Annotated in this window: 20 protein-coding genes; 14 read left to right on the forward strand and 6 right to left on the reverse strand. The window is 46.6% G+C overall.

Translation table 11 applies throughout. The annotated features are described in order from the left end of the window. Window positions 1-75: 75 nt before the first annotated feature. Together RHEIN_RS10340 and RHEIN_RS10345 are read left to right on the forward strand one after the other, a co-directional pair. Complete coding sequence (locus RHEIN_RS10340) at window positions 76-966, forward strand: sterol desaturase family protein (RefSeq protein ID WP_008898919.1); 891 nt, start codon at window positions 76-78, stop codon at window positions 964-966. Continuing rightward, window positions 953-1675, forward strand: coding sequence for a polysaccharide deacetylase family protein (locus tag RHEIN_RS10345; protein WP_008898920.1), 723 nt, complete (start codon window positions 953-955; stop codon window positions 1673-1675). Before RHEIN_RS10340 ends, RHEIN_RS10345 begins: the two co-directional genes overlap by 14 nt. On the opposite strand, the gene RHEIN_RS10350 is transcribed toward RHEIN_RS10345, so the two are convergent. Further along, the gene (locus RHEIN_RS10350) at window positions 1672-3411 is read right to left on the reverse strand and encodes a DUF4153 domain-containing protein (protein WP_008898921.1); all 1740 of its coding nucleotides are present in this window, start codon (window positions 3409-3411) and stop codon (window positions 1672-1674) included. The genes RHEIN_RS10345 and RHEIN_RS10350 overlap by 4 nt on opposite strands. A gap of 146 nt (window positions 3412-3557) precedes the next feature. Here RHEIN_RS10350 and RHEIN_RS10355 point away from each other — a divergent pair, with 146 nt between their 5' ends. Next, window positions 3558-3905 (forward strand): GFA family protein, encoded by a 348-nt coding sequence (locus RHEIN_RS10355; protein WP_008898922.1) that lies wholly within the window; start codon window positions 3558-3560, stop codon window positions 3903-3905. 81 nt (window positions 3906-3986) lie between these two features. Here the strand turns inward: RHEIN_RS10355 and RHEIN_RS10360 are convergent, their stop codons facing one another. Beyond that, window positions 3987-4328 (reverse strand): zinc ribbon domain-containing protein YjdM, encoded by a 342-nt coding sequence (locus RHEIN_RS10360; RefSeq protein ID WP_008898923.1) that lies wholly within the window; start codon window positions 4326-4328, stop codon window positions 3987-3989. Window positions 4329-4405: 77 nt separating this feature from the next. Continuing rightward, window positions 4406-4879 (reverse strand): LabA-like NYN domain-containing protein, encoded by a 474-nt coding sequence (locus RHEIN_RS10365; RefSeq protein WP_008898924.1) that lies wholly within the window; start codon window positions 4877-4879, stop codon window positions 4406-4408. 136 nt (window positions 4880-5015) lie between these two features. Between RHEIN_RS10365 and RHEIN_RS10370 the strand changes: the two genes are divergently transcribed. The 4 genes from RHEIN_RS10370 to RHEIN_RS10385 all read left to right on the forward strand — a co-directional run bounded on the left by RHEIN_RS10370 (window position 5016) and on the right by RHEIN_RS10385 (window position 8060). Continuing rightward, a complete protein-coding gene (locus tag RHEIN_RS10370; protein ID WP_008898925.1) occupies window positions 5016-5486 on the forward strand; it encodes a DUF1456 family protein in 471 nt (156 codons plus the stop codon). A gap of 26 nt (window positions 5487-5512) precedes the next feature. Then, window positions 5513-6307, forward strand: a complete 795-nt coding sequence (locus RHEIN_RS10375) for a PhzF family phenazine biosynthesis protein (RefSeq protein ID WP_008898926.1) — start codon at window positions 5513-5515, stop codon at window positions 6305-6307. 59 nt (window positions 6308-6366) lie between these two features. Then, window positions 6367-6813: a GFA family protein gene (locus RHEIN_RS10380; RefSeq protein ID WP_008898927.1), complete on the forward strand. Its 447-nt coding sequence runs from the start codon at window positions 6367-6369 to the stop codon at window positions 6811-6813. A 173-nt stretch (window positions 6814-6986) separates the two neighbouring features. Then, window positions 6987-8060, forward strand: coding sequence for a phospholipase A (locus RHEIN_RS10385; protein ID WP_008898928.1), 1074 nt, complete (start codon window positions 6987-6989; stop codon window positions 8058-8060). Between the two features lie 105 nt (window positions 8061-8165). Here the strand turns inward: RHEIN_RS10385 and RHEIN_RS20685 are convergent, their stop codons facing one another. Continuing rightward, a complete protein-coding gene (locus tag RHEIN_RS20685) occupies window positions 8166-8537 on the reverse strand; it encodes a BON domain-containing protein (RefSeq protein WP_008898929.1) in 372 nt (123 codons plus the stop codon). Between the two features lie 180 nt (window positions 8538-8717). On the opposite strand from RHEIN_RS20685, the gene RHEIN_RS10395 reads away from it, so the two are divergent. The 5 genes from RHEIN_RS10395 (at window position 8718) to RHEIN_RS10415 (ending at window position 11671) form a co-directional block, all read left to right on the forward strand. Next, complete coding sequence (locus RHEIN_RS10395; protein ID WP_008898930.1) at window positions 8718-9113, forward strand: nuclear transport factor 2 family protein; 396 nt, start codon at window positions 8718-8720, stop codon at window positions 9111-9113. After that, the gene (locus RHEIN_RS10400; protein WP_008898931.1) at window positions 9114-9626 is read left to right on the forward strand and encodes a GNAT family N-acetyltransferase; all 513 of its coding nucleotides are present in this window, start codon (window positions 9114-9116) and stop codon (window positions 9624-9626) included. It abuts the gene before it with no gap. Between the two features lie 110 nt (window positions 9627-9736). Then, on the forward strand, window positions 9737-10630 hold the full coding sequence (locus RHEIN_RS10405; RefSeq protein WP_008898932.1) for an EamA family transporter: 894 nt from the start codon (window positions 9737-9739) through the stop codon (window positions 10628-10630). After that, window positions 10627-11199, forward strand: coding sequence for a flavodoxin family protein (locus RHEIN_RS10410; RefSeq protein WP_008898933.1), 573 nt, complete (start codon window positions 10627-10629; stop codon window positions 11197-11199). The genes RHEIN_RS10405 and RHEIN_RS10410 overlap by 4 nt, the downstream gene beginning before the upstream one ends. 97 nt (window positions 11200-11296) lie before the next feature. Continuing rightward, the gene (locus RHEIN_RS10415; RefSeq protein WP_008898934.1) at window positions 11297-11671 is read left to right on the forward strand and encodes a nuclear transport factor 2 family protein; all 375 of its coding nucleotides are present in this window, start codon (window positions 11297-11299) and stop codon (window positions 11669-11671) included. A 29-nt stretch (window positions 11672-11700) separates the two neighbouring features. On the opposite strand, the gene RHEIN_RS10420 is transcribed toward RHEIN_RS10415, so the two are convergent. Next, a complete protein-coding gene (locus RHEIN_RS10420; protein WP_008898935.1) occupies window positions 11701-13842 on the reverse strand; it encodes a winged helix-turn-helix domain-containing protein in 2142 nt (713 codons plus the stop codon). Between the two features lie 187 nt (window positions 13843-14029). Here RHEIN_RS10420 and RHEIN_RS10425 point away from each other — a divergent pair, with 187 nt between their 5' ends. Continuing rightward, window positions 14030-15064: a serine hydrolase domain-containing protein gene (locus tag RHEIN_RS10425; RefSeq protein ID WP_008898936.1), complete on the forward strand. Its 1035-nt coding sequence runs from the start codon at window positions 14030-14032 to the stop codon at window positions 15062-15064. A gap of 9 nt (window positions 15065-15073) precedes the next feature. After that, entirely contained in the window at window positions 15074-16117 is a 1044-nt protein-coding gene (locus RHEIN_RS10430; RefSeq protein ID WP_008898937.1) for an alpha/beta fold hydrolase, read from the forward strand. A gap of 70 nt (window positions 16118-16187) precedes the next feature. Here the strand turns inward: RHEIN_RS10430 and rne are convergent, their stop codons facing one another. Next, window positions 16188-19418: a ribonuclease E gene (gene rne, locus RHEIN_RS10435; protein ID WP_008898938.1), complete on the reverse strand. Its 3231-nt coding sequence runs from the start codon at window positions 19416-19418 to the stop codon at window positions 16188-16190. Between the last annotated feature and the right edge of the window lie 273 nt (window positions 19419-19691).

A 19691-nucleotide genomic window follows, 5' to 3' on the forward strand; every position in this document is an offset into this window, starting at 1 on the left:
AGGTCAATAAGAACGCTTTTGTTGGCTGTAATACCAAGTTAAAGTAAACGCGAATTACAACACAGGAGTAATGGCGTGATCCCAGTTGAATTTATTTTGTTGCTGCTTAGCCCGATTTTTTTCATTTTTATCGCCTCTGAATGGCTTTACAGTGAAAAGCGCGGCAAAGCTTTGTACCAGTGGCGTGATACAGCTGCTAACTTTGGTTTAGCCGCTTTGCATCAGGCGGGCGATTTTATTGCCTTGCTGGTGCTGCTGCCGCTGATGTTATGGTTATCGCAGTTCGCCTTGTTTTCTATTGAGTTTTCAGCGCTGAATTTGTTTCTGGTTTTTATCGCCCAGGACTTTTTGTATTACTGGTTTCACCGCTGCTCGCACAGAGTACGCTGGTTATGGGCCTCTCATGTGGCGCATCACAGCTCACGTTTAATGAATTTCAGTACGGCTTTTCGTCAGTCTTTAACTTATCCAATTTCCGGTATGTGGTTATTCTGGTTACCGCTAGTGCTGCTTGGTTTTGAGGTGCAGCTGGTGCTGGCCGTTGTGGCTATTAACCTGGCCTTTCAGTTTTTTGTGCATACTCAGTCCGGTAAACACTGGGGCATTTTGGGCTGGGTGCTGAATACTCCTGCCTGGCATAGAGTGCATCACGCCTGTAACCCTCAGTATATAGACCGGAATTATGCGGGTGTTTTGGTGATTTGGGACAGACTCTTTGGTACTTTTGTACCTGAAGAAGAAGCCTGTCGTTATGGTATTACCGACGATTTTCAGTCGAACAACCCCATCACTATTACCTTTTATGAATGGCGAAAAATCACCTTGTTATGGCCACGGCTGCATGGCTGGCGTAATAAATTCAAACTTTTATTTGGCCCACCAGAAGCTTTTGCTGAAGTCAGGCTGTCGGATGCCCCAGCACTAACCACTGATCCATCGACTGAGCAACAGCATGCTAAACACTAAGCTATGGCTGAAACTGGTTCTGGTGCTTTTGGTTAGCTTTATCACCCTCTGGCAGCTCTCATCAAGCAGGCAATTTCAGCTGTTTGGTGAGCTTGTTCATAAGGTGGACACAGAACAAAAACTGGTGGCTTTAACTTTTGATGATGGCCCAACACCCCATTACACGGCCGGTATTTTGCAGCTGTTAGAGCTGTATCAGGTGAAAGCGACCTTTTTTGTCACAGGTGCAGAAACCCAACGGTATATGACTCAGGCCAAACAAATAGTGGCTGCGGGTCATCAGCTTGGCAACCACAGCTGGTTTCATAACCGCATGCTGTTGATGCCTCTGGATGACATCAGCCGCGAAATTGAAGCTACGGATCATCAAATTCGCGAGGCTGGTTTTCAAGGCGACATTTTATTCCGGCCACCTTATGGCAAAAAACTGCTGATGTTGCCCTGGTATCTGGCACAGACCAACAGAACCACTGTGATGTGGGATCTGGAGCCTGAAAGCTATGGCGATATAGCAGATGATCCACAAACCATTGCCAGTTATGTACTGGAGAATGTTCAGCCTGGTTCCATTGTTTTACTGCATTTAATGTACAAAAACCGCGAAGCATCGCGCGCGGCTTTACCTCTTATTCTCAAAGGTTTAAAAGAAAAAGGTTACCGTATGGTCACCTTGTCTGAATTGTTGGCAGCGCAGGAACAACAACTTTAATCTCGCGTCGCCTGCACCTGGAATTTTTGGTCTGCTATCTGCAACAACGGCCATTCTGGCGCTAGTGGTTTTAGCTCCAGAGTGTCGAGTTGCGGCTCAGGCTGTTCTTTAGACTTATCTGCACCAGAAATTAGCGCGAAAGAGGCTCGTTGCCAGACTGAACCATTCAAACGAAATAGCTCTGCATGAATGGCATCATAAGAGTAAGTGAGCAGCACATACTCTTGCACTCCATCATTATTTAAGTCGATAGGACGCAGATGATACTGGCTGATAAGACTTAACTGCCAGCCCTTATACTTCTGCCAAGCAAACAAAGCCTCTTCTAATCCGGGTGGCAAAATCAGATCCTTTGGTAGTTTGAGGGCTGTCAGCAATTGTTGCTCTTGCTGACTGCTGGTATTTACTCTTTTGTTACTAAGCCAATCCTTATAGAGCGTGTTAATCCGCAGCACTAATGCAGGATCTGTTTCACTGTACCTGGCTTTTAATTGCTGCAAAGCGTCGTAACCTGGTTTGGCGAGATCGTGACGGAAATAGCGAAGGTCCATATCTGCCAAGAGAGTTCTGCCATCTTCAAGCCGTGCCATCTGGCTTTGTACTGTGATTTTTCGAAAATCTATCAAAGGGGAGTTCACCAGCAAAATCACGGCCAGCAACACCAAGCCCATTCGGACATTGATCCAACTTAAATGCTTTAACCACAGATCACGTTTTTTCAGTATGCCCCACAAATAACCCACAGAAAACAAAGCCAGTACTGCCCATAACACCAAACCCCAACAGCGACTGACACTCCAGCCATATTGTTCTACCCGCAGCATCAGGCCATAACAGGCGATCAGGCTATAGACAGGTAACAGAACAATAGCAAGGTAAATGGCGCGATGTAACCAGAGTGGGTAAGGGCGGCTATCGGTGTCAGCCTGATACACGGCATTGACGAAAAACAGCATCAATGCTTGTAACCATAAAATTAATATACTACCGTGCCCGGTTTTCCAGAGCGGTTCTAAGCCGGTAAAGGGCAAGGCCAGCATAAAAAGTACAGAAACCAGTGCCAAAATCACCAGCAAAAACTTCATCAGCGCTTGGTGAATGCGGGTAATAGTGTCAATCACACTGGCTTGATTACGAAAAATAAGAACGCCAAAGCCAAATGCCAGATTCAGAGTGGGGTAATAAAACCATGGTTTGGCAAACAAGTCGGTGAAAAACTCAATTTGTATCACTTTAAACAGAGCTGCCCACAACATCAGCACGGCCCAAACGGCCAAAGTAAAAAGCAGAGACAATCCCAGAGTTAAAAAATTACGCCAGGAGTATAGAAACAACAGGTTGTAACTTAATGGCATGCCTGACGCCTGCTGTTGGATATACAGCAAGGCTTTAAAACTGGCGATCAGCATGGAAAAAATAAAGCCAAACAGCAGAGGCTCATAACTGATGTGTTCGAGTGGCGTGACCTGTAAACCCGCATAAAAACCAAGAACGGCAACAAGCAAAGCAAAAGGCACTAAGCGCAGCGCTAGTTTCAGTTCCTGGCCTTTTTCCAGTGACAGTAACAAGGTTAAAGGTGCAACAAAAACCAGGCTATACAGGAAAAACAGCCACTCTGGTTGGGTCGAAGGCCAAAAATCAAAACTGATCGACTGATGTAACAGATAAAGCGACAATCCCTGCAGTAAAGCAAGCAGGAGCATCATGGATCTGGGTAGCTGTTGTTGGCCTGACATAGGTCTTCCCTGAGGTTGATAAAGGCTGGGTAGTATTGCCCGTCGTTGAACACAAATACGGCTTGAGTTCCTGATGCAGTGCAGGTTGAAAAATAGATGATTTACGTCATAGTGTACAGGGATCAAAGCAAAAACAAGGGGTTAGTATGATGTATCAAGGTAGTTGTCATTGCGGTGCTGTGGCTTATCAGGTGGAAGCTGATATCAGCTCTGCTTTAAGTTGTAACTGTTCGATTTGTAGCAGAAAAGGCTATTTGTTGGCTTTTGTACCTGGCTCTAGCCTGACCATATTAAAAACTGATGTGCCCTTAAGTAGTTACACCTTTAATACTCATAAAATAAAACATCAGTTTTGCCCTGTTTGTGGTTGTGCACCTTTTGGCTTAGGTGTGGATCCAGAAGGCAATGAAGTCGCGGCTATTAATGTACGCTGTGTACAGGAGATCGATTTGGATACGTTAGAGATCCATAAATACGACGGTAAGCAAAGCTAGTAGGGGCGCGGGTTTATCCCCGCCCGTCCAACATCCAATTCCAAACCTATAGGGTTTATCCCCGCCCCTGTTGTGTTCAAATCACTGCTTTTTAACAAACTCAGACTTTAGCTTCATAGCGCCAAAACCATCAATTTTGCAGTCGATATCGTGATCACCTTCCACTAAACGAATGCCTTTCACCTTAGTGCCAATTTTAACCACCAAAGAGGAGCCTTTTACTTTTAAGTCTTTGATCACAGTGACAGTGTCACCATCCTGCAATAGATTGCCTGCGGAATCCCGGATGACTTTTTCGCCTTCTGCTGCATCAGCAGTGGCCGTTGTCGACCATTCATGGCCACATTCAGGGCAAATAAACAGACTGTTGTCTTCGTAAGTATAGGCAGAGTTGCATTGTGGGCAGGCAGGTAACTGGCTCATGACGGGTCCTGATTTAATTCGGTACAGCTTTAAAAGGGCGCGTAGTGTAGCCGAAAGGCCTTACTTTTTACAGGGCTTTACAGCAATAAGTCCGTTTCAATAGGGCGCCACAAAGCACAGCTTTGTTGCAGTGACTGAGCCGTTAAACCCGGCACGCTGTATACCACTGTATCAACTCCATGTTGTTTGTAGACAGCCTGTAACAGCAAATCAAAATCACCATCACCAGATAACAAGACGACAGTGTCCACTTCGGCGGCTAAGGTTAAGACATCAATGGTAATACCAACATCCCAGTCGCCTTTGGCAGAGCCGTCGGCACGCTGAATAAAAGGTTTTAGTTTTACTTCAAAGCCAATATGCCGCAAAGCGTCCTGAAATTTAATTTGCTGATCGTCTTTTCTATCAATGGCATAGGCATAGGCATAACTGATATCACCCCGAAGCTGCAATTGCTGCCAGAACTTACGGTAGTTAAAAGAGCGGCCATAAGCCTGCTTTGTGGTGTAGTAGATGTTTTGTACATCGACAAAAACAGCGATCTTAGTCATAAAAAGCAGAACCCAAAACAAGATGAACTGGACTATAACATGGCATCTGTTTGAAACCGCGAAAGAAAATCAGCAAGCATGGCTTTGTGTCTGTTAAAATGCCGGCAACTTGACTGGAGCGCTTTGCGAATTTTTTATGAATAACAACGATGTACTACGCCGTTTACGTTACGCCTTTGATTTTGGCGATCAACAAATGATGAATTTATTTACCCATGCAGGCTTAACAGTGAGCCGGGCGCAGGTGAGTGACTGGCTGAAAAAAGATGAAGATGAAGCCTTTCAGGCCTGTGATGATGTCACTTTAGCTAATTTTTTAAATGGCCTGATCATCGAAAAACGGGGTCGTAAAGACGGCGAACAGCCAGTGCCGGAAAGCCGTTTAAATAACAATATTATTTTCCGTAAGTTAAAAATTGCGCTGGATTTAAAAGACGACGACATAGTGCAAATGATGACGGATATTGGTTTTCGCATCAGTAAACCCGAATTAAGTGCGTTTTTCCGTCGGGCTGATCATCATCATTTCCGTCAGTGTCAGGATCAAATTCTGCGTAACTTTATAAAAGCTGTGCAGATCAAATACCGCGAAAGCTCTGAAGACTAAAGGCAAGAGCTAACAGGGGCGAACGCATGGAAGCGCAGCTGTATTTTTTTAAAGTTTTTACCGACAACCCAAAAAGCGGTAATCCGGCCGCTTGCGCTTTATTAAGTCATTGGCCTGATCCTGATGTATTACAGGCTATTGCTTCCGAAGCCGAACAGGTGGTGACAGCTTTTATAGTGCCCATTGCGGATGCTCCTTATCAATACCAGATCCGCTGGTTTTCCTGTTCGCAGGAAATCAACTTATGTGGCCATGGCACTTTAGCTGCGGCTGCATTGGTGCGTCAGCTTAAAGGTGAGGGCTGTTATCAGTTTTTAAGCCAGCATGGTGATTTAGAGGTAACAGCCAGCTTTGCTGCTTTGCAGATGGTTTTGCCGCAGTGGTTTGCTTGCCCTGAAACACAGACTGAATTACCCCAGGCTTTGCTGGCTTGTCAGAGCATCGATTATTTTCAGACCCGCGATTTAGTACTGGTGCTTGCCGACGAGCAGGCCGTACAGCAATTTCAACCCGACTTCACTTTGATACAACAATTAGAACAACATGCATTGATTGTTACCGCCTTTAGCCCACCAGACACCTATGTATTACGTTATTTTGCCCCCCGCATTGGTATCAACGAAGATATAGCCACAGGCTCTGCCCAATGTTCACTGGCTCCTTATTGGTTTAAAAAAACCGGGCGTACTGAATTTAAAGTGCGGCAGTTATCGCTGACAGACGCCAGTTTTTCGGTCGTGATTAACACTCAACAGCTGCTTTTACAGACTCAGGCTGTGAATTTACCGCATCTGACCCGGCTTATTGCAACAATTGCTTAACAGCTAAAACAAAATCCAGTAGGCTGAACCTCTGTATGGTCTCCAGCGGGTAATGGTGTATGTCAGCGTCCTCTTCAACAGTTCAGCCTTCATTGCAAAAAGCTCATGGTCAGTGTTTATGTGGCAAAGTAAAAATTCAGGCAGGCGCAGTGGTAGTGCAGGCCGGAGTTTGCCATTGTCAGTATTGCCAGAAGTGGGGCGGTGGACCGCTTTTTACTCTGGATGCCGGCACAGAGGTAAAACTGGATGGGGCTTGTTTTGTCTCCACTTTTAATTCTTCTGACTGGGCCGAGCGGGGTTTTTGCAATAACTGTGGCACTCATTTGTTTTACCGGCTGAAACAAAATGGTCAGTATTTTATTCCTGTGGGTTTATTGGACCAACTGACTGATCTGGTGCTCGATCATCAGATTTTTATTGAACAAAAACCAGACTGGTACTGTCTGGCCAACCAAACCACTGAACTGACCGGTGCTGAAGTGTTTGCTGCCTTTAGTTCAACTTAAAGCTTTAAATAAGGCTTTGGATCAAACAAAATCAGCTGATCTTCAGTGCTATTTTTGTAGTGGTTAAGTCCTTGTTTATATTGGCTGCTTATAATGGTGGATGTTGGAAGGCAAGCATCAGAGGGGGATCCCCCCTTGTCATGCAGGACAGTATTTAGGCTACGGGAGTGAGCGTGAAAAAACTACAGAAAGTATCAACACTAACAGGCATTGTGCTGATAAGTTCAGTCAGTGCCGGGGTTTGTGCTCAGGACGTTAAACATTGTCGTGAAACCACAAATAAAGACCAACGTCTGGCCTGTTATGACCGTATTTTTGGCACCAGTGATGCTGAAACTTCAGCTGTGGCGGAAACAGATGTTGAAGTAAAAGAACATACAACAGCTTTGGCGCCTGAAGTCAGTGCAGCCCAAATTCCCATTGCCACAGTGATGCAGAAATACTGGGAGCTGACGCCTGAAGAAAAACGTGATCGTTTTGTATTTCGCACTTACCAGCCTAACTTCTTTTTACCTGCGCATATCACGTCCAATATCAATAAAGCGCCACAAAGTCCAACCCGGGGGCAGGCGGAAGCGAACGAAAACTACAAACAAATGGAAAGTAAAATCCAGGTGTCATTACGCGCCAAGCTGATGACAGAGTTACTGTTGCCCGGTGCTGACTTATGGTTTGCTTTTAGCCAGAGATCGATGTGGCAATTGTGGAATGATCAGGATTCTGCTCCCTTTCGCAATACCGACTATCAACCCGAGTTGATGTATATAGTGCCTGTGGCTGATGCGTGGGGAGACTTACCCGGCGAATGGCAAATACGTATGTTGCAATTTGGTATAGCCCACCAGTCAAACGGACAAGCAGATCCATTGTCACGCAGCTGGAATAAAGTCTATGCAGGATTTGCGGTGGATAAAGGTGAGTTTGGTTTGAACTGGCGTTACAACCAGCGTATTTCTGAAAGTGGTGATGATGACGATAACCCGGATTTAATTGACTATATAGGCAGTCATGAAATCAGCGCTAACTGGTTACCCGGTGATGCAACAGCTCAGCTGACCTGGCGGAACGATTTTTCCTATTTAAGTCGTGGTTCCTGGCAGTTGGACCTGACCTATCCGGTCGACAGCAGCAAACTGGACGGATTACGCTGGCACTTACAGGTGTTCTCCGGCTACGGCGAAACTTTGCTGGATTACAACTTCCGCCAAAACAGTATGGGCATAGGGGTGATGTTATTTAATTTCTAAGTGAGAAGTGTAAAGAGGAAAGTAAGGCGTAAATCGCATCTTAGAGATCAGTAGCTTGTAACTTTTACAATAACACCGCCTCCAATCAAAGAGGCGGTGGTTGTATTAACGCTTTACTGTCAATTCGTTATGCACAGCTTTCACACCTACAACACCTTCAGTGATCAGTATCGCCTGGCTAATCTGGCTTTGGCTGTCCAGCTCACCCGTCAGGCGAACATCGCCTTTGGTGGACACAACATTGATCTCAAAGTTCTTTAAATCATCATCACGCAATAAAGCTGTTGTCACATCATTGTTGATGTTGGCGTCTGAAATTGCCACAGGCACAGCACTGTCTGCAATTGGCACTACTGCACTTTGATCGTCCGTTGTTTTAACTGCACCAGGATAGGTTGGTGTGGATTTATCGCAAGCAGTCAGTGTAACTGCTGAAAGCAATAATACAGATAAGGTAAAACCAGTAGTTAATTTCATAATAAAGTCTCCGTTGGGCCATGCGAGGGGGCTGGGTTATGTAGATACTGGCCCCTCCAGTGCTTGCCGTCTGTGCGCTAACGTACTTCTTGCTTGGCGCATTCAGAAACACTTGCGTGAGTTCAGCTAACTAAGGTAAAACGACGATAGTAGCTTCAAAGCCTAACAAAGCAGGTGATCGTGACATCAGAACAATATCAAGCCTTAACAAATCATTTGATTGCACTGGAATTACAGCTGCATCAACCGGAAACAAGGCGAAGTCAAACCCGGTTAAATCTGTTGCTGGCCAATGGTTTTGAAGAAATTGCAGCCTCTGGCGTGCGTTTTGATAAAGCTCATGTGTTGCAGCGACTACCGGAAGAGCAAGCCCCTTCGGTGGAAGCTTTTGATTTTGAGGTCAGATTGTTGTCCGCCGATTTAGCTCAGGTATTGTATAAAGCCAAATTACGTAAAGCAGGAGAGATGCAAAGCAAGTTGTCGTTACGCAGCTCTTTATGGCAACTCAATAGCTTAGGCTGGCAAATGGTGTTTCATCAGGGCACAGCTGTTTTGCCATCAACCGGACCAGTGTAAATGTCTGCTTATACAATCCGTGCTTTGTTGCCAGATGATGCCGATCTGGTGTTGCAATTTGAACTGGCCCACAAAAGCTTTTTCGAACAAAAAATTGATGCCAGAGCCAATGAGTTTTACCAGCTTGAAGCTGTGCAGCAGCATATCGCCGACTTTTTGTTGTTAAAACAGCAACTGTTGGCCTGGCCTGCTCTGGTGTTTAACGCTGCAGAAGAGTTAATTGGCAGAGCCAATATCAAAGATATAAACCAGAGCCAGCAATCGGCTTATGTGGGGTACCGTATTGCTGAAGACTGGTCGGGCAAAGGTGTTGCCAGCTTTGCTCTGGAGCAGTTGATACAGCAGGCAAAACAGATGGAACTGAAAACCTTATATGCCTGTGTTTCAGCCGAAAATCCGGCATCTGAGCGGGTTTTACAAAAGGCTGGTTTCCGGCAGATAAAGCAGATCCCACAAGTGGCGATAGTGCAAGACAAGGCAGTGTCAGGTTATCTGTTGCAGCTGGACATTTAAGGTATTGAAAATTAGTTTAAACTTCGCTTGACCTCAAGTTAGCTTGAGCTTTTACAGTGGCGGCAGATTTTAAGTCTGTGCGCTTCGCATTGTAAAAGGAGAGTCTGGTTATGAGTTCAGTTGTATCCCGTTGGTATGATCCCTGGTTAACCGCTTTAGCCCCGCTGATATGGGGCAGCACCTATTTAGTCACCACAGAGTTTTTGCCTGCCGATGTCCCCTTATTGTCTGCGGCTTTACGTACCTTGCCGGTCGGTCTTCTTATGTTGTTATGGTTACGTCAGTTACCAGAGTCCGGCTGGTGGGGCAAAATTCTGCTGTTAGGTTTTTTAAATATTGGTGTGTTCCAGGCACTGCTTTTTGTCGCTGCTTATCGTTTACCTGGTGGTGTAGCTGCGACAGTAGGCGCTATTCAGCCTTTGGTGGTGGTGATATTAAGCTGGGCAGTACTGGGTGGCCGCACCTCATGGCTAAGCTGGATTGCTGCTTTGTTGGGTTTATTGGGGGTGGCTCTGTTGGTGTTAGGGCCTGCAGCTCAGTTGGATGGCATAGGTGTAATAGCAGCTGCAGCTGGTGCTTTGGCAATGGCCTGTGGCACCTTATTAACGAAAAAATGGCAACCTCCGGTCAGTGCTATGGTACTCACCAGCTGGCAGCTAAGTGTTGGTGGCTTGTTTTTATTGCCGCTTGTCGTAGGTGTTGAAACCCTGCCGCAAAGCCTTAACCTGACTCATATTTTGGGTTACCTCTGGCTTGGCCTTATTGGGACTGGCCTGACTTATATTTTCTGGCTACGGGGTGTGATGCGAATGTCTGCCAGTGCTGTCACGGGTTTTAGTTTACTCAGCCCTTTAAGTGCGACTGTGCTTGGTATTGTGGTGCTGGATCAGCATCTGACCCTGCTGCAAAGTCTGGGTATGCTGTTGGTGTTGACCGGTGTCTGGCTTGGTCAGCATAAAATGGCAGCTCCGGTCATGTCAGTGAAAGCGGAGGCAAGCCAATGAAGATAGCTATTGTTTATCATTCAGTCACAGGTACTACAGCACAGTTGGCTGAAGCAGTGGCCGCAGGTTGTCGTTCAATCGCAACTGCACAACCTCAATTGCTTCGCATTGAAGGAGTGGATATACAGCAAGGACGTTTTAAAAACTCTTCTGTGCTTGAAATCATTGATCACTCTGAAGCTGTCATTTTTGGTTCTCCCACTTTTATGGGCTCTGTCTCGGCGCAGTTTAAAGCTTTTGCTGATGCCACGGCTGGCGATCATTGGGTTGAGCAGCTTTGGGCTGACAAAATCGCAGCCGGTTTTACTGTGGGTAATGGCTACTGTGGCGATACATTACATTGCCTGCATTATTTGCAAATTTTGGCAGCGCAGCACGGTATGTTGTGGGCAGGGCTGGATTTAGCTGGTGCTGGTGATGCAAAGGCGCCGAATCGGCTTGGTGCCCAGGCTGGTTTGATTGCCAGAGCTGTGGATGGCGCAATAGAAGCGCCAGATCTGGAAACTGCTTTTTATCTGGGGCAAAGGGTGGCTCGTATGGTCGGTCTATTCAGGCGGTCCGGACACTAAATAGCGCTGATACTGCCACTCAAAGCTTTTTCAGCTGTACTGGTGTTTTAGCGCGCTTTTGGTCATTATCTGAGTTTTATTGCAAGGTAAAGCTCAGATGACAGACAGCAAAAAACAGATCACAGCAGAGCAACTGATACAGCAGCAACTGGATGCTTATAACAGCAAAGATATCTCAGCCTGGCTGGCTTGTTATCACCCAGACGCAGTTCAGTTGGATTTTCACGGTGCAGTGTTGGCACATGGCCACGACGAAATGCAGCAGCGGATCAGCCAGCGTTTTGCTGAAGCTGATTTGCATGCACAGCTATTAAAAAGAATAGTGATGGGGGAGTGGGTCATAGACCACGAACTTATTCAGCGTAATTTCCCTGAAGGTCGTGGTCAGGTTGAACTCTTATGCAGTTATCAGGTGAAACAAGGCCTTATTGTAAAGGCCTTGTTTCAGTTCGGAGAAAAAGTGCTGTTTTAAGCACAGAACTTTTATTCAGTAGCGGCTTGTCAGTTGGATTTAGCGCCATCAGGCATCAGCTTATAAATATCGCCTTTGGGCAAGCCTGCTTTGACATAAAAAAGCTGCTGGTTTTCAATGGCGTAATGATGGACAAATCGCTCTGGTGTCGCCAATAGCAGGTTGTTTTCCTTGCTCTGTAGCTGGTACTGCCGTATGCCCTGATCCGGCTGGTAATAATAAATCTGCCCTTGCGACAAGCTCCAGTTCAGCCAGTTGATTTTGTTAAAGTCGGCGATCAGTAACTGCTCTTCTCCAGTGGTTAAATCCAGCTGAAATAAACCGTCCTGATGAAACTTGCTGAAATACAGCTGATCCTTTAGCAGATAACCGCTGTAACCACCCTGAGTCGTCAATTGAGTGGTGGCTGCTGTGTTTAAATCCAGTTGCCATAATTGCCAGTCACCACTTTGTTGACTGCTGTAGATAATGCCTGAACCATCCGCTATCCAGTTAGCCACTTCCACCTGATGTTCAGGCGCTATCAATACCCGCTGTTGGCCTGAAGCTACAATAAGTTGCCATAAGGCGCCGTCTTTGCTGAAAATTAACGACTCGCCATCCGGGGACCACTGCAAACGCACAAAAGCCGGGACGCCGGGTAAATCCGCCAACAGGTATTCGTTTTGACCATCAGGCTGCAGCCAGATCTGATCTTTGCCATGACGCTGGCTTAAAAAAGCTAAATCGCCTTTGTGATTCACCCGAGGCATACGGTCAATTTTACTGCTGCCTATACGGATCCTGGCTTTATTGTTGCTCAAATCATGTTGCCAGATATCAGCGTCCAGCTCGTAGTCAGCGTAGTAGATCTGCTGTTGAACCACAGCCAGAGACTGCACAGTACGGCCTGTATAAAATAAAAACTCCAGCTGGTCTGTGTCGAAACTGTATTGCAGCAATTCAGCACCTTTGCTCAGTAACAACTGATTGCCTAACCAGTCTATCTGCGTGGCTTGCAGCGGCAGAATTTTTTGCTGTAACACCACAAAACTGCTGCTGTCGAGGATCAATAGCAAAGTCTGCTGATTTTCCAGATAACGTAAAACTGCCAGCTTTTTGCCATCATCGGATTCAGCAAAAGCCAATTCTCCGGTAGGGCTTTCTGAACTGAGCGGATTGGTGATCTGCTGTTTGGCTGTGGTATCCAAACGATAACGGCTCAAGGTATAAGGCTGGGTTTTATCGGCTCTGTCGCGCAGATAAAAACCCTTACTGTCGTTTTGCCAACTGAGTTTCACCACTGCATCTGTAGCGCACTGGGCTACTGCTTTTTTCTGCTCTGGCTTAGCCAGTAAAAACCATTCGACCACACAGCCCTGCGGGTTTTGTTTCACCCATAACAGCTGCAAAGCATCAGGGCTTAAAGCTGCGGTGCTGATGTCATTGTCTTCGGCTAACAGCTGTAGTTGGTCTTTACCCTGCTGTAACAGCAGCTGTTTTTTTTCTGCTTGTGAAGAGAAATACAACAGCACAGAGCCATCGGCGCTAAGGCTGAGATCATACTCAACACCCTGAGCATGGCTGACGGGCACTGGGGCCGTCATATAAGGCGTAGTCAGTTGTTCTGGCGCAGGCGCTAACGTAATAAAAAACCACCAGACAAAAAATAACAAAGGGGATGCCCAAAGTAAGCCTAATCCCAATTTGGTTTTAAAGCCGGAGCTTTTCACTGCAACTACTGCAGGTGCTGCTGTTTGAGTTGTGATGGCGGGTTCTGCAACGAATTCGACGGCTTGCTGTTGTGGCGCTTTAATAGTCAGGGGCTGACAAAGCCGATAGCCTACCTTGGGCAGGGTTTCAATATAAGGGCTTGCAGGGTCAAGCTGAGCAAAGGCTTTGCGTAATAAAGACACTGACTTATTAATGGCGCTTTCGCTGACCACGCGACCAGCCCACAGCTGTTCAATCATTTGATCGCGGCTCAGTTGGCCTTGTTCTGTTGCAATAAAAAGCGATAACAGCTGATAGGCCTGGGGGTCCAGATACAAAGTTTCTGTCGCCGAGCTTAGCTCACGGCTGTTAGGATCAAAGGTCAGTTGACCAATCAAAAATCGCTGATGGGTGTGTTGTTCAGGCATATCAGAAAAAGTCCGGAAAGAAGCTTTGGCCAAGGCTAAGCTTTTTATCATAAAAATGGCTTTCGCTGTTGTATTTGCTATGACTTTCTGCGGTGAAACCCACTTTAAATCAAAAGAATGGCTCAGATCTCTGTTGCTTGTCGCAGTCAAAATAAATAAAGCTGCTGTTGGTTACAAAGATAGCAGCAGAGGTTAGACTTGGGCCTTATTTTAAGACTGGTGATGGGTTCAGTCACTTATGTTTAAACTTTGCTATTTGCCTTTTTTAGTTTTTTCAGGCTGCACAGCGGCCACCGAATCGACATTATCTGACAAAGATTTTGGTATTTTAACCGCTCAAATCCAGCAGAAAGTTGCAGGCCGACCTGCTTTTCAGGGGGCTGCTTTGTTAATGCGTGGCAACGAAGTGCTGTGGCAATATCAACAAGGGCCCTTTTCACCACAGCATTCACAGCAGATTGTGCAAGGTCCGTCTTTTGATCAACAGAGCGTATTTTTTGTTGGCTCCATTAGTAAAACTCTGGCCGCCATGTTGGTGATGCAACAAGTACAATCAGGCACTGTCGATTTACAGGCGCCGGTAAAGCGCTACTTGCCTGAACTGAAACAGCCATGGGCAGCATCAGTGCGCGTTGCTGATTTATTGAATCACAGCTCTGGTCTGGTGGATATCAATACCCAGAATAACTATGGCGAGTTCCGCTATAACAATTTAAATTTTCAGCTGCTTGGACAAATTCTGACGGCTGTCACAAAGCGTCCTTATGCTGAATTAGCAGCGCAATTATTGCAACAATGCCAGATGCACAGCTCTGGTTTTGCGGACAAGGCAGACAGGGTCAGTCAGGGCTGGTATGAAGAGCAGGGGCAGTTAAAAGCCATCACAGCTTTTATACCGGTTGAAGCAGAGCCCAGTGGTGGCTTGATTGCATCTGCAGCTGATATAGCCGTATTGCCTTTGTGTATGCAGCAACAGCTGAACAAAACCAGTCTGCACCAAATGACAACTTCACAGATGCTACGTCAGCATCGATGGGGTGAGGTGTATTACGGTTATGGGGTGCAAATTACACAAACTGCGGCAGGTGTTGAATGGAGCCATGGCGGCTATATTCCGGGTTTTGTCTCGGTATTTAATTATTTTCCTCAACATCAACTGAGCTTAGTGGTGCTGGAAAATCAAGCGCTGAACCCGGCAGATTTAGCCAGAGCTGCTTACTATCATGACAAGTTAAGAGGCTCAGTCATTCAGATCCTGAGCCAGAGTCACTAAGGACAAGGCATGAAATTTCGTTATTCATTGATCGCTACAGCACTGTTATGCGGAGTAATGACAGCTGACGTACAAGCCGTGGATAATTTTGCCACACTGTATCAGCAGCAAGTCCAACCCTTTTGGCAGACTGTGACACCACAACAGCTGAAGTTGTCTGATGGCACTAGCTTGCATTATGTATTGATGAGACCTGAGCAAGTGAAAGCTACTGTGGTTGTAGTGAATGGCCGCACTGAGTCTTATCTGAAGTATCAGGAACTGGCTTATCAGCTGACAGAGCAAGGTTATCAGGTGCTGATGTTTGATCACAGAGGACAGGGTTTATCGGCTCGTTTAACAGATAACCCACATAAAGGTCATATCGAAGATTTTCAGCACTATATTGATGATATGCACCAGCTCATTAGCCGCGTTGTGTTGGCGGATAAAGTACAAGCGGATCAAAAGCTACCTATGTATCTGATAGGCCACTCTATGGGGGGCGCAATCAGTACTTTGTATTTGCAGCAGCACCCGGGTCTATTTCAAAAAGCAGCTCTGTCAGCACCCATGCATGGTATTAATGGCAAGCTGGCTTATGATGAGTGGGATGCCTGTCGTCTGGCATCCACAGTCACGCTGTTTTCGACAGAAGGTTACGCAGGTTTTGCTGATAAAGCTTATGCCGCAGGACCTTTTGAAGGCAATGAGTTAACAGGTTCGAAAGAGCGTTATCAGTGGATGCAAAGGTTGTATCAGGATAATCCACAGATCCAGTTAGGTGGAGCTACCTGGGGCTGGCTGGAGCAGGCTTGTGCTGTGTTACCCCAAATGCAACAGCAAGCGGATAAGATCAAAATTCCTTTGCTGGTGATGCAGGCAGAGCTGGACACTATAGTCTCAGCAGATGCACAGCATGAGTTTTGCACTGCATTGGCAGAGAATCCAAATTCAGGTTGTGTCGGCGGTTTACAGCTGATTAAAGGCGCTAAACATGAGTTGCTGTTTGAACAGGATGACATTCGTCAGCAAGTGCTTGAGAAAGTACTGGCGCATTTTACATCAGAATAAAAGGCTGAGCGGCTCAGGATAAAACAAAAAGGCCACCTTGCGGTGGCCTCTCTTTTGGCTTTCAACCAGCTTATTCAGCTGAACCAGGTTTTGTCATAGGAGCAACACTCATCTGACGGGCAGAGGCTGAGCCACCAGGACGTTCTGAACTGATCACCAGAGGTCGTTCGCTGTTATCCATAGCTGCGGTTTGAGCTGCAGTTTCTGTAGCTGCCACAGTTTCAGCTTTGGCTACTGGTTTAGTCATATCTGCAGTCACCATTCTGGCGTATCTGTTACCAGCAACAACCGGAGCTTTCACTTCAGCAACTACCTTTTTCACAGCTGCTTTACGCGTGCGGGCCTTTGGTGCTTCTTCAACTACAGCAGATGGTTCAGCAGCAACTGGTGTTGCTTCAACAGCAGGGGCTGGTTCAGCAGCAACTGGTGTTGCTTCAACTACAGGAGTTGGTTCAGCAGCAACTGGTGTAGCTTCAACAGCAGGGGCTGGTTCAGCAGCAACTGGTGTAGCTTCAACTACAGCAGCTGGTTCAGCAGCAACTGGTGTAGCTTCAACAGCAGGGGCTGATTCAGCAGCAACTGGTGTAGCTTCAACAGCAGGGGCTGGTTCAGCAGCAACTGGTGTAGCTTCAACAGCAGGGGCTGGTTCAGCAGCAACTGGTGTAGCTTCAACTACAGCAGCTGGTTCAGCAGCAACTGGTGCGGTTTCAACAACAGCAGCAGTTTCAGTGACTGTTTCAGTAATCGGCAGATCCAATTGCTGTTCAGTGCTTAGTGTAGCGTCCTGATCTTCAGGGTAACGCGCAGCTAAAGCTTCTTCAGCTTCCTGGTCCTGTTGCTCTTTTTTACGTTTCTGACCAGCAGCACGTAAATGACGAGGAGAACGACGGCTGCGGCTGCGACCTTCAGCGGCTTCTTTTTCCGCATCAGTGCTTTCAACAGCATCAGTATCGACAGTTTCAGCTTCAACAGCATCTGCCTGAACAGGTGCTTCAGTCACCGCAACAGCTTCTTTTATTTGTGCTGCTACCGCAATTTCAGCCACAGCTGTGTCGATGGCGACTGGTGCAACTACTGCGGTTTCGACCATAGGAGAGGCGACTACTGCTGCTTCCACTACAGTTGTTGCTGCTACAGCTGCAACGCCTTCTTTTTCATGACGCACAGACTTGCGCATCTGACGGCGTTGACGGCGCTCAACAATTTTAGTGCTGTGCTCTTCGTCGTTTTCTACGGCTTTAACCGGAGCTGGACGTTCTGATACAGGTTTTTTCTGTTCCGGACGTTCAGTACGTTCTGGTCTTTCGGCACGCTCTGGTCGCTCAGTTCGTTCTGTGCGCTCTCCACGTTCCGGGCGTTCACCACGTTCCTGACGAGGTTTATCCTGTCTTGGCGCTCGTTGTTCCGTAGTACGTTCAGTAGTGCGCTCAGCTTTCGCTGGAGTAGCGTTGTCGTCTTTTGCAACTTTTTCATCCCCTTCCTGACGGCGGCGATTTTTGTTGTTACGACGTCTGTTGTTATCACGGTTATTCGTGCGGCGTGGTGCTTCTTCTACTTTTTTCTCTGGAGCAGGAGCTGCAGCGAATAAAGATTTAAACCAACCCACTACAGAATCGACCAGGCCTGGGCCTGCTTCTTTTACTTCGGCTACTTCAACTTTACGAGCTGCAGCAGCTACAGCGGGCGCGGCAGCAGCAGAGGCCGAAGCTTCAGCCATATTAATAGCTGAGACTGCAGGCTTTTCTTTGACGTTTTCGCCAATAGGGTGATAGACAGCACTGCCGATAGCAGGAGCTTTCACCATGTTGTAGCTGGACTCTTCAATTTCTTCGTCGATACGGATGCGCGTCACTTCATAGTTTGGCGTTTCCATATGTTCGTTAGGAATGATGTAAATCCGGATACCGTGACGGCTTTCAATACGACGCACTGAATCACGTTTTTCATTCATCAGGTAAGTAGCAACAGAAACCGGCACCTGAGCATGAATTTGACTGGTGTTGTCTTTAATGGCTTCTTCTTCGATTAAACGCAAAATCGACAGAGCGGAAGACTCGGTGCTGCGGATAGTACCGCGGCCATGACAACGTGGACACACATGAGTGGCAGATTCGCCCAGTGACGGACGTAAACGCTGACGTGACATTTCCAGTAAACCAAAACGTGAAATGCGGCCAATCTGTACGCGGGCACGGTCTTGTTTTACGGCGTCTTTTAAACGGTTTTCTACTTCACGTTGATGACGCACTGGCGTCATATCGATGAAGTCGATCACAATCAAACCACCTAAGTCACGTAAACGTAACTGACGGGCAATTTCATCTGCCGCTTCTAAGTTGGTATTAAAGGCTGTTTCTTCGATATCACCGCCTTTGGTTGCTTTTGACGAGTTAATGTCAATGGCAGTTAAAGCTTCAGTGCTGTCGATAACGATTGAGCCACCAGAAGGTAAACGCACTTCACGACGGAAAGCGGATTCAATCTGAGTTTCAATCTGGAAGTGCATAAAGAGTGGCACTTCGCCCTGATACATTTTGACGCGGTGGGCAAAATCAGGACGGAACTGCTGAATATAAACTTTGGCTTCTTCGAAAATACGTGGGTTGTCGATCAGTATTTCGCCCACATCACGGCGCAGGTAATCACGGATAGCACGGAAGACCACGTTGCTTTCCTGATGGATCAGAAATGGTGCAGGGCGGTTTTGAGCTTCGTGCGTAATAGCAGACCAGTGTTTTAATAAGGCTTTTAAATCGTAATCCAGCTCTTCGTGAGATTTACCCACACCAGCGGTACGAACAATTAAACCCATGCCGTCTGGCAGTTGTAATTGATCCAAAGAGTCTTTTAAATCCTGACGCTCGTCACCTTCAATACGACGGGAAATACCACCGGCGCGAGGGTTGTTAGGCATCAGCACTAAATAAGAACCAGCTAAAGAAATGAATGTAGTTAAGGCTGCGCCTTTTTGACCACGTTCTTCTTTATCGATCTGGATAATAACTTCCTGACCTTCTTTAACTACTTCTTTAATATTGGGGCGACCGTCAAAGGTATAACCGGCTGGGAAATATTCGCGGGAGATTTCTTTCAGAGGTAAAAAGCCATGGCGTTCAGCACCATAATCAACAAAAGCAGCTTCCAGACTGGGCTCAACCCGGGTGATTTTTCCTTTGTAGATATTTGCTTTTTTCTGTTCGTGTCCTGGGCTTTCAATATCCAGGTCGTATAATTTTTGTCCATCGACTAGTGCTACGCGGATTTCTTCTTCCTGCGTGGCGTTAATTAACATTCTTTTCATTGTTTTGTGACTCTGTTACATAGGCCACAACGCAACGACATCCTGCGTCCGCGTTTCAGATGGTCAAACATATCAATGCTGCAGTCTCTCGACTGGGAATGCTTGAGCTAACTCATTTTATACTTTTGCGGGCTACTGTTACCTGTAGTTGACTGCTTTTGCTCTGCCTGTTTAATGGGTTATGAACCCAACCTGGTTTGCGTGCTTGTCGACTTAATTTAACTTAAACCTGCTTCAGTATATTTTGCGCCGCCTTGTCAGGGCCGCACTTAA

This window comes from Rheinheimera sp. A13L, from assembly GCF_000217935.1.
Classification (GTDB): domain Bacteria; phylum Pseudomonadota; class Gammaproteobacteria; order Enterobacterales; family Alteromonadaceae; genus Pararheinheimera.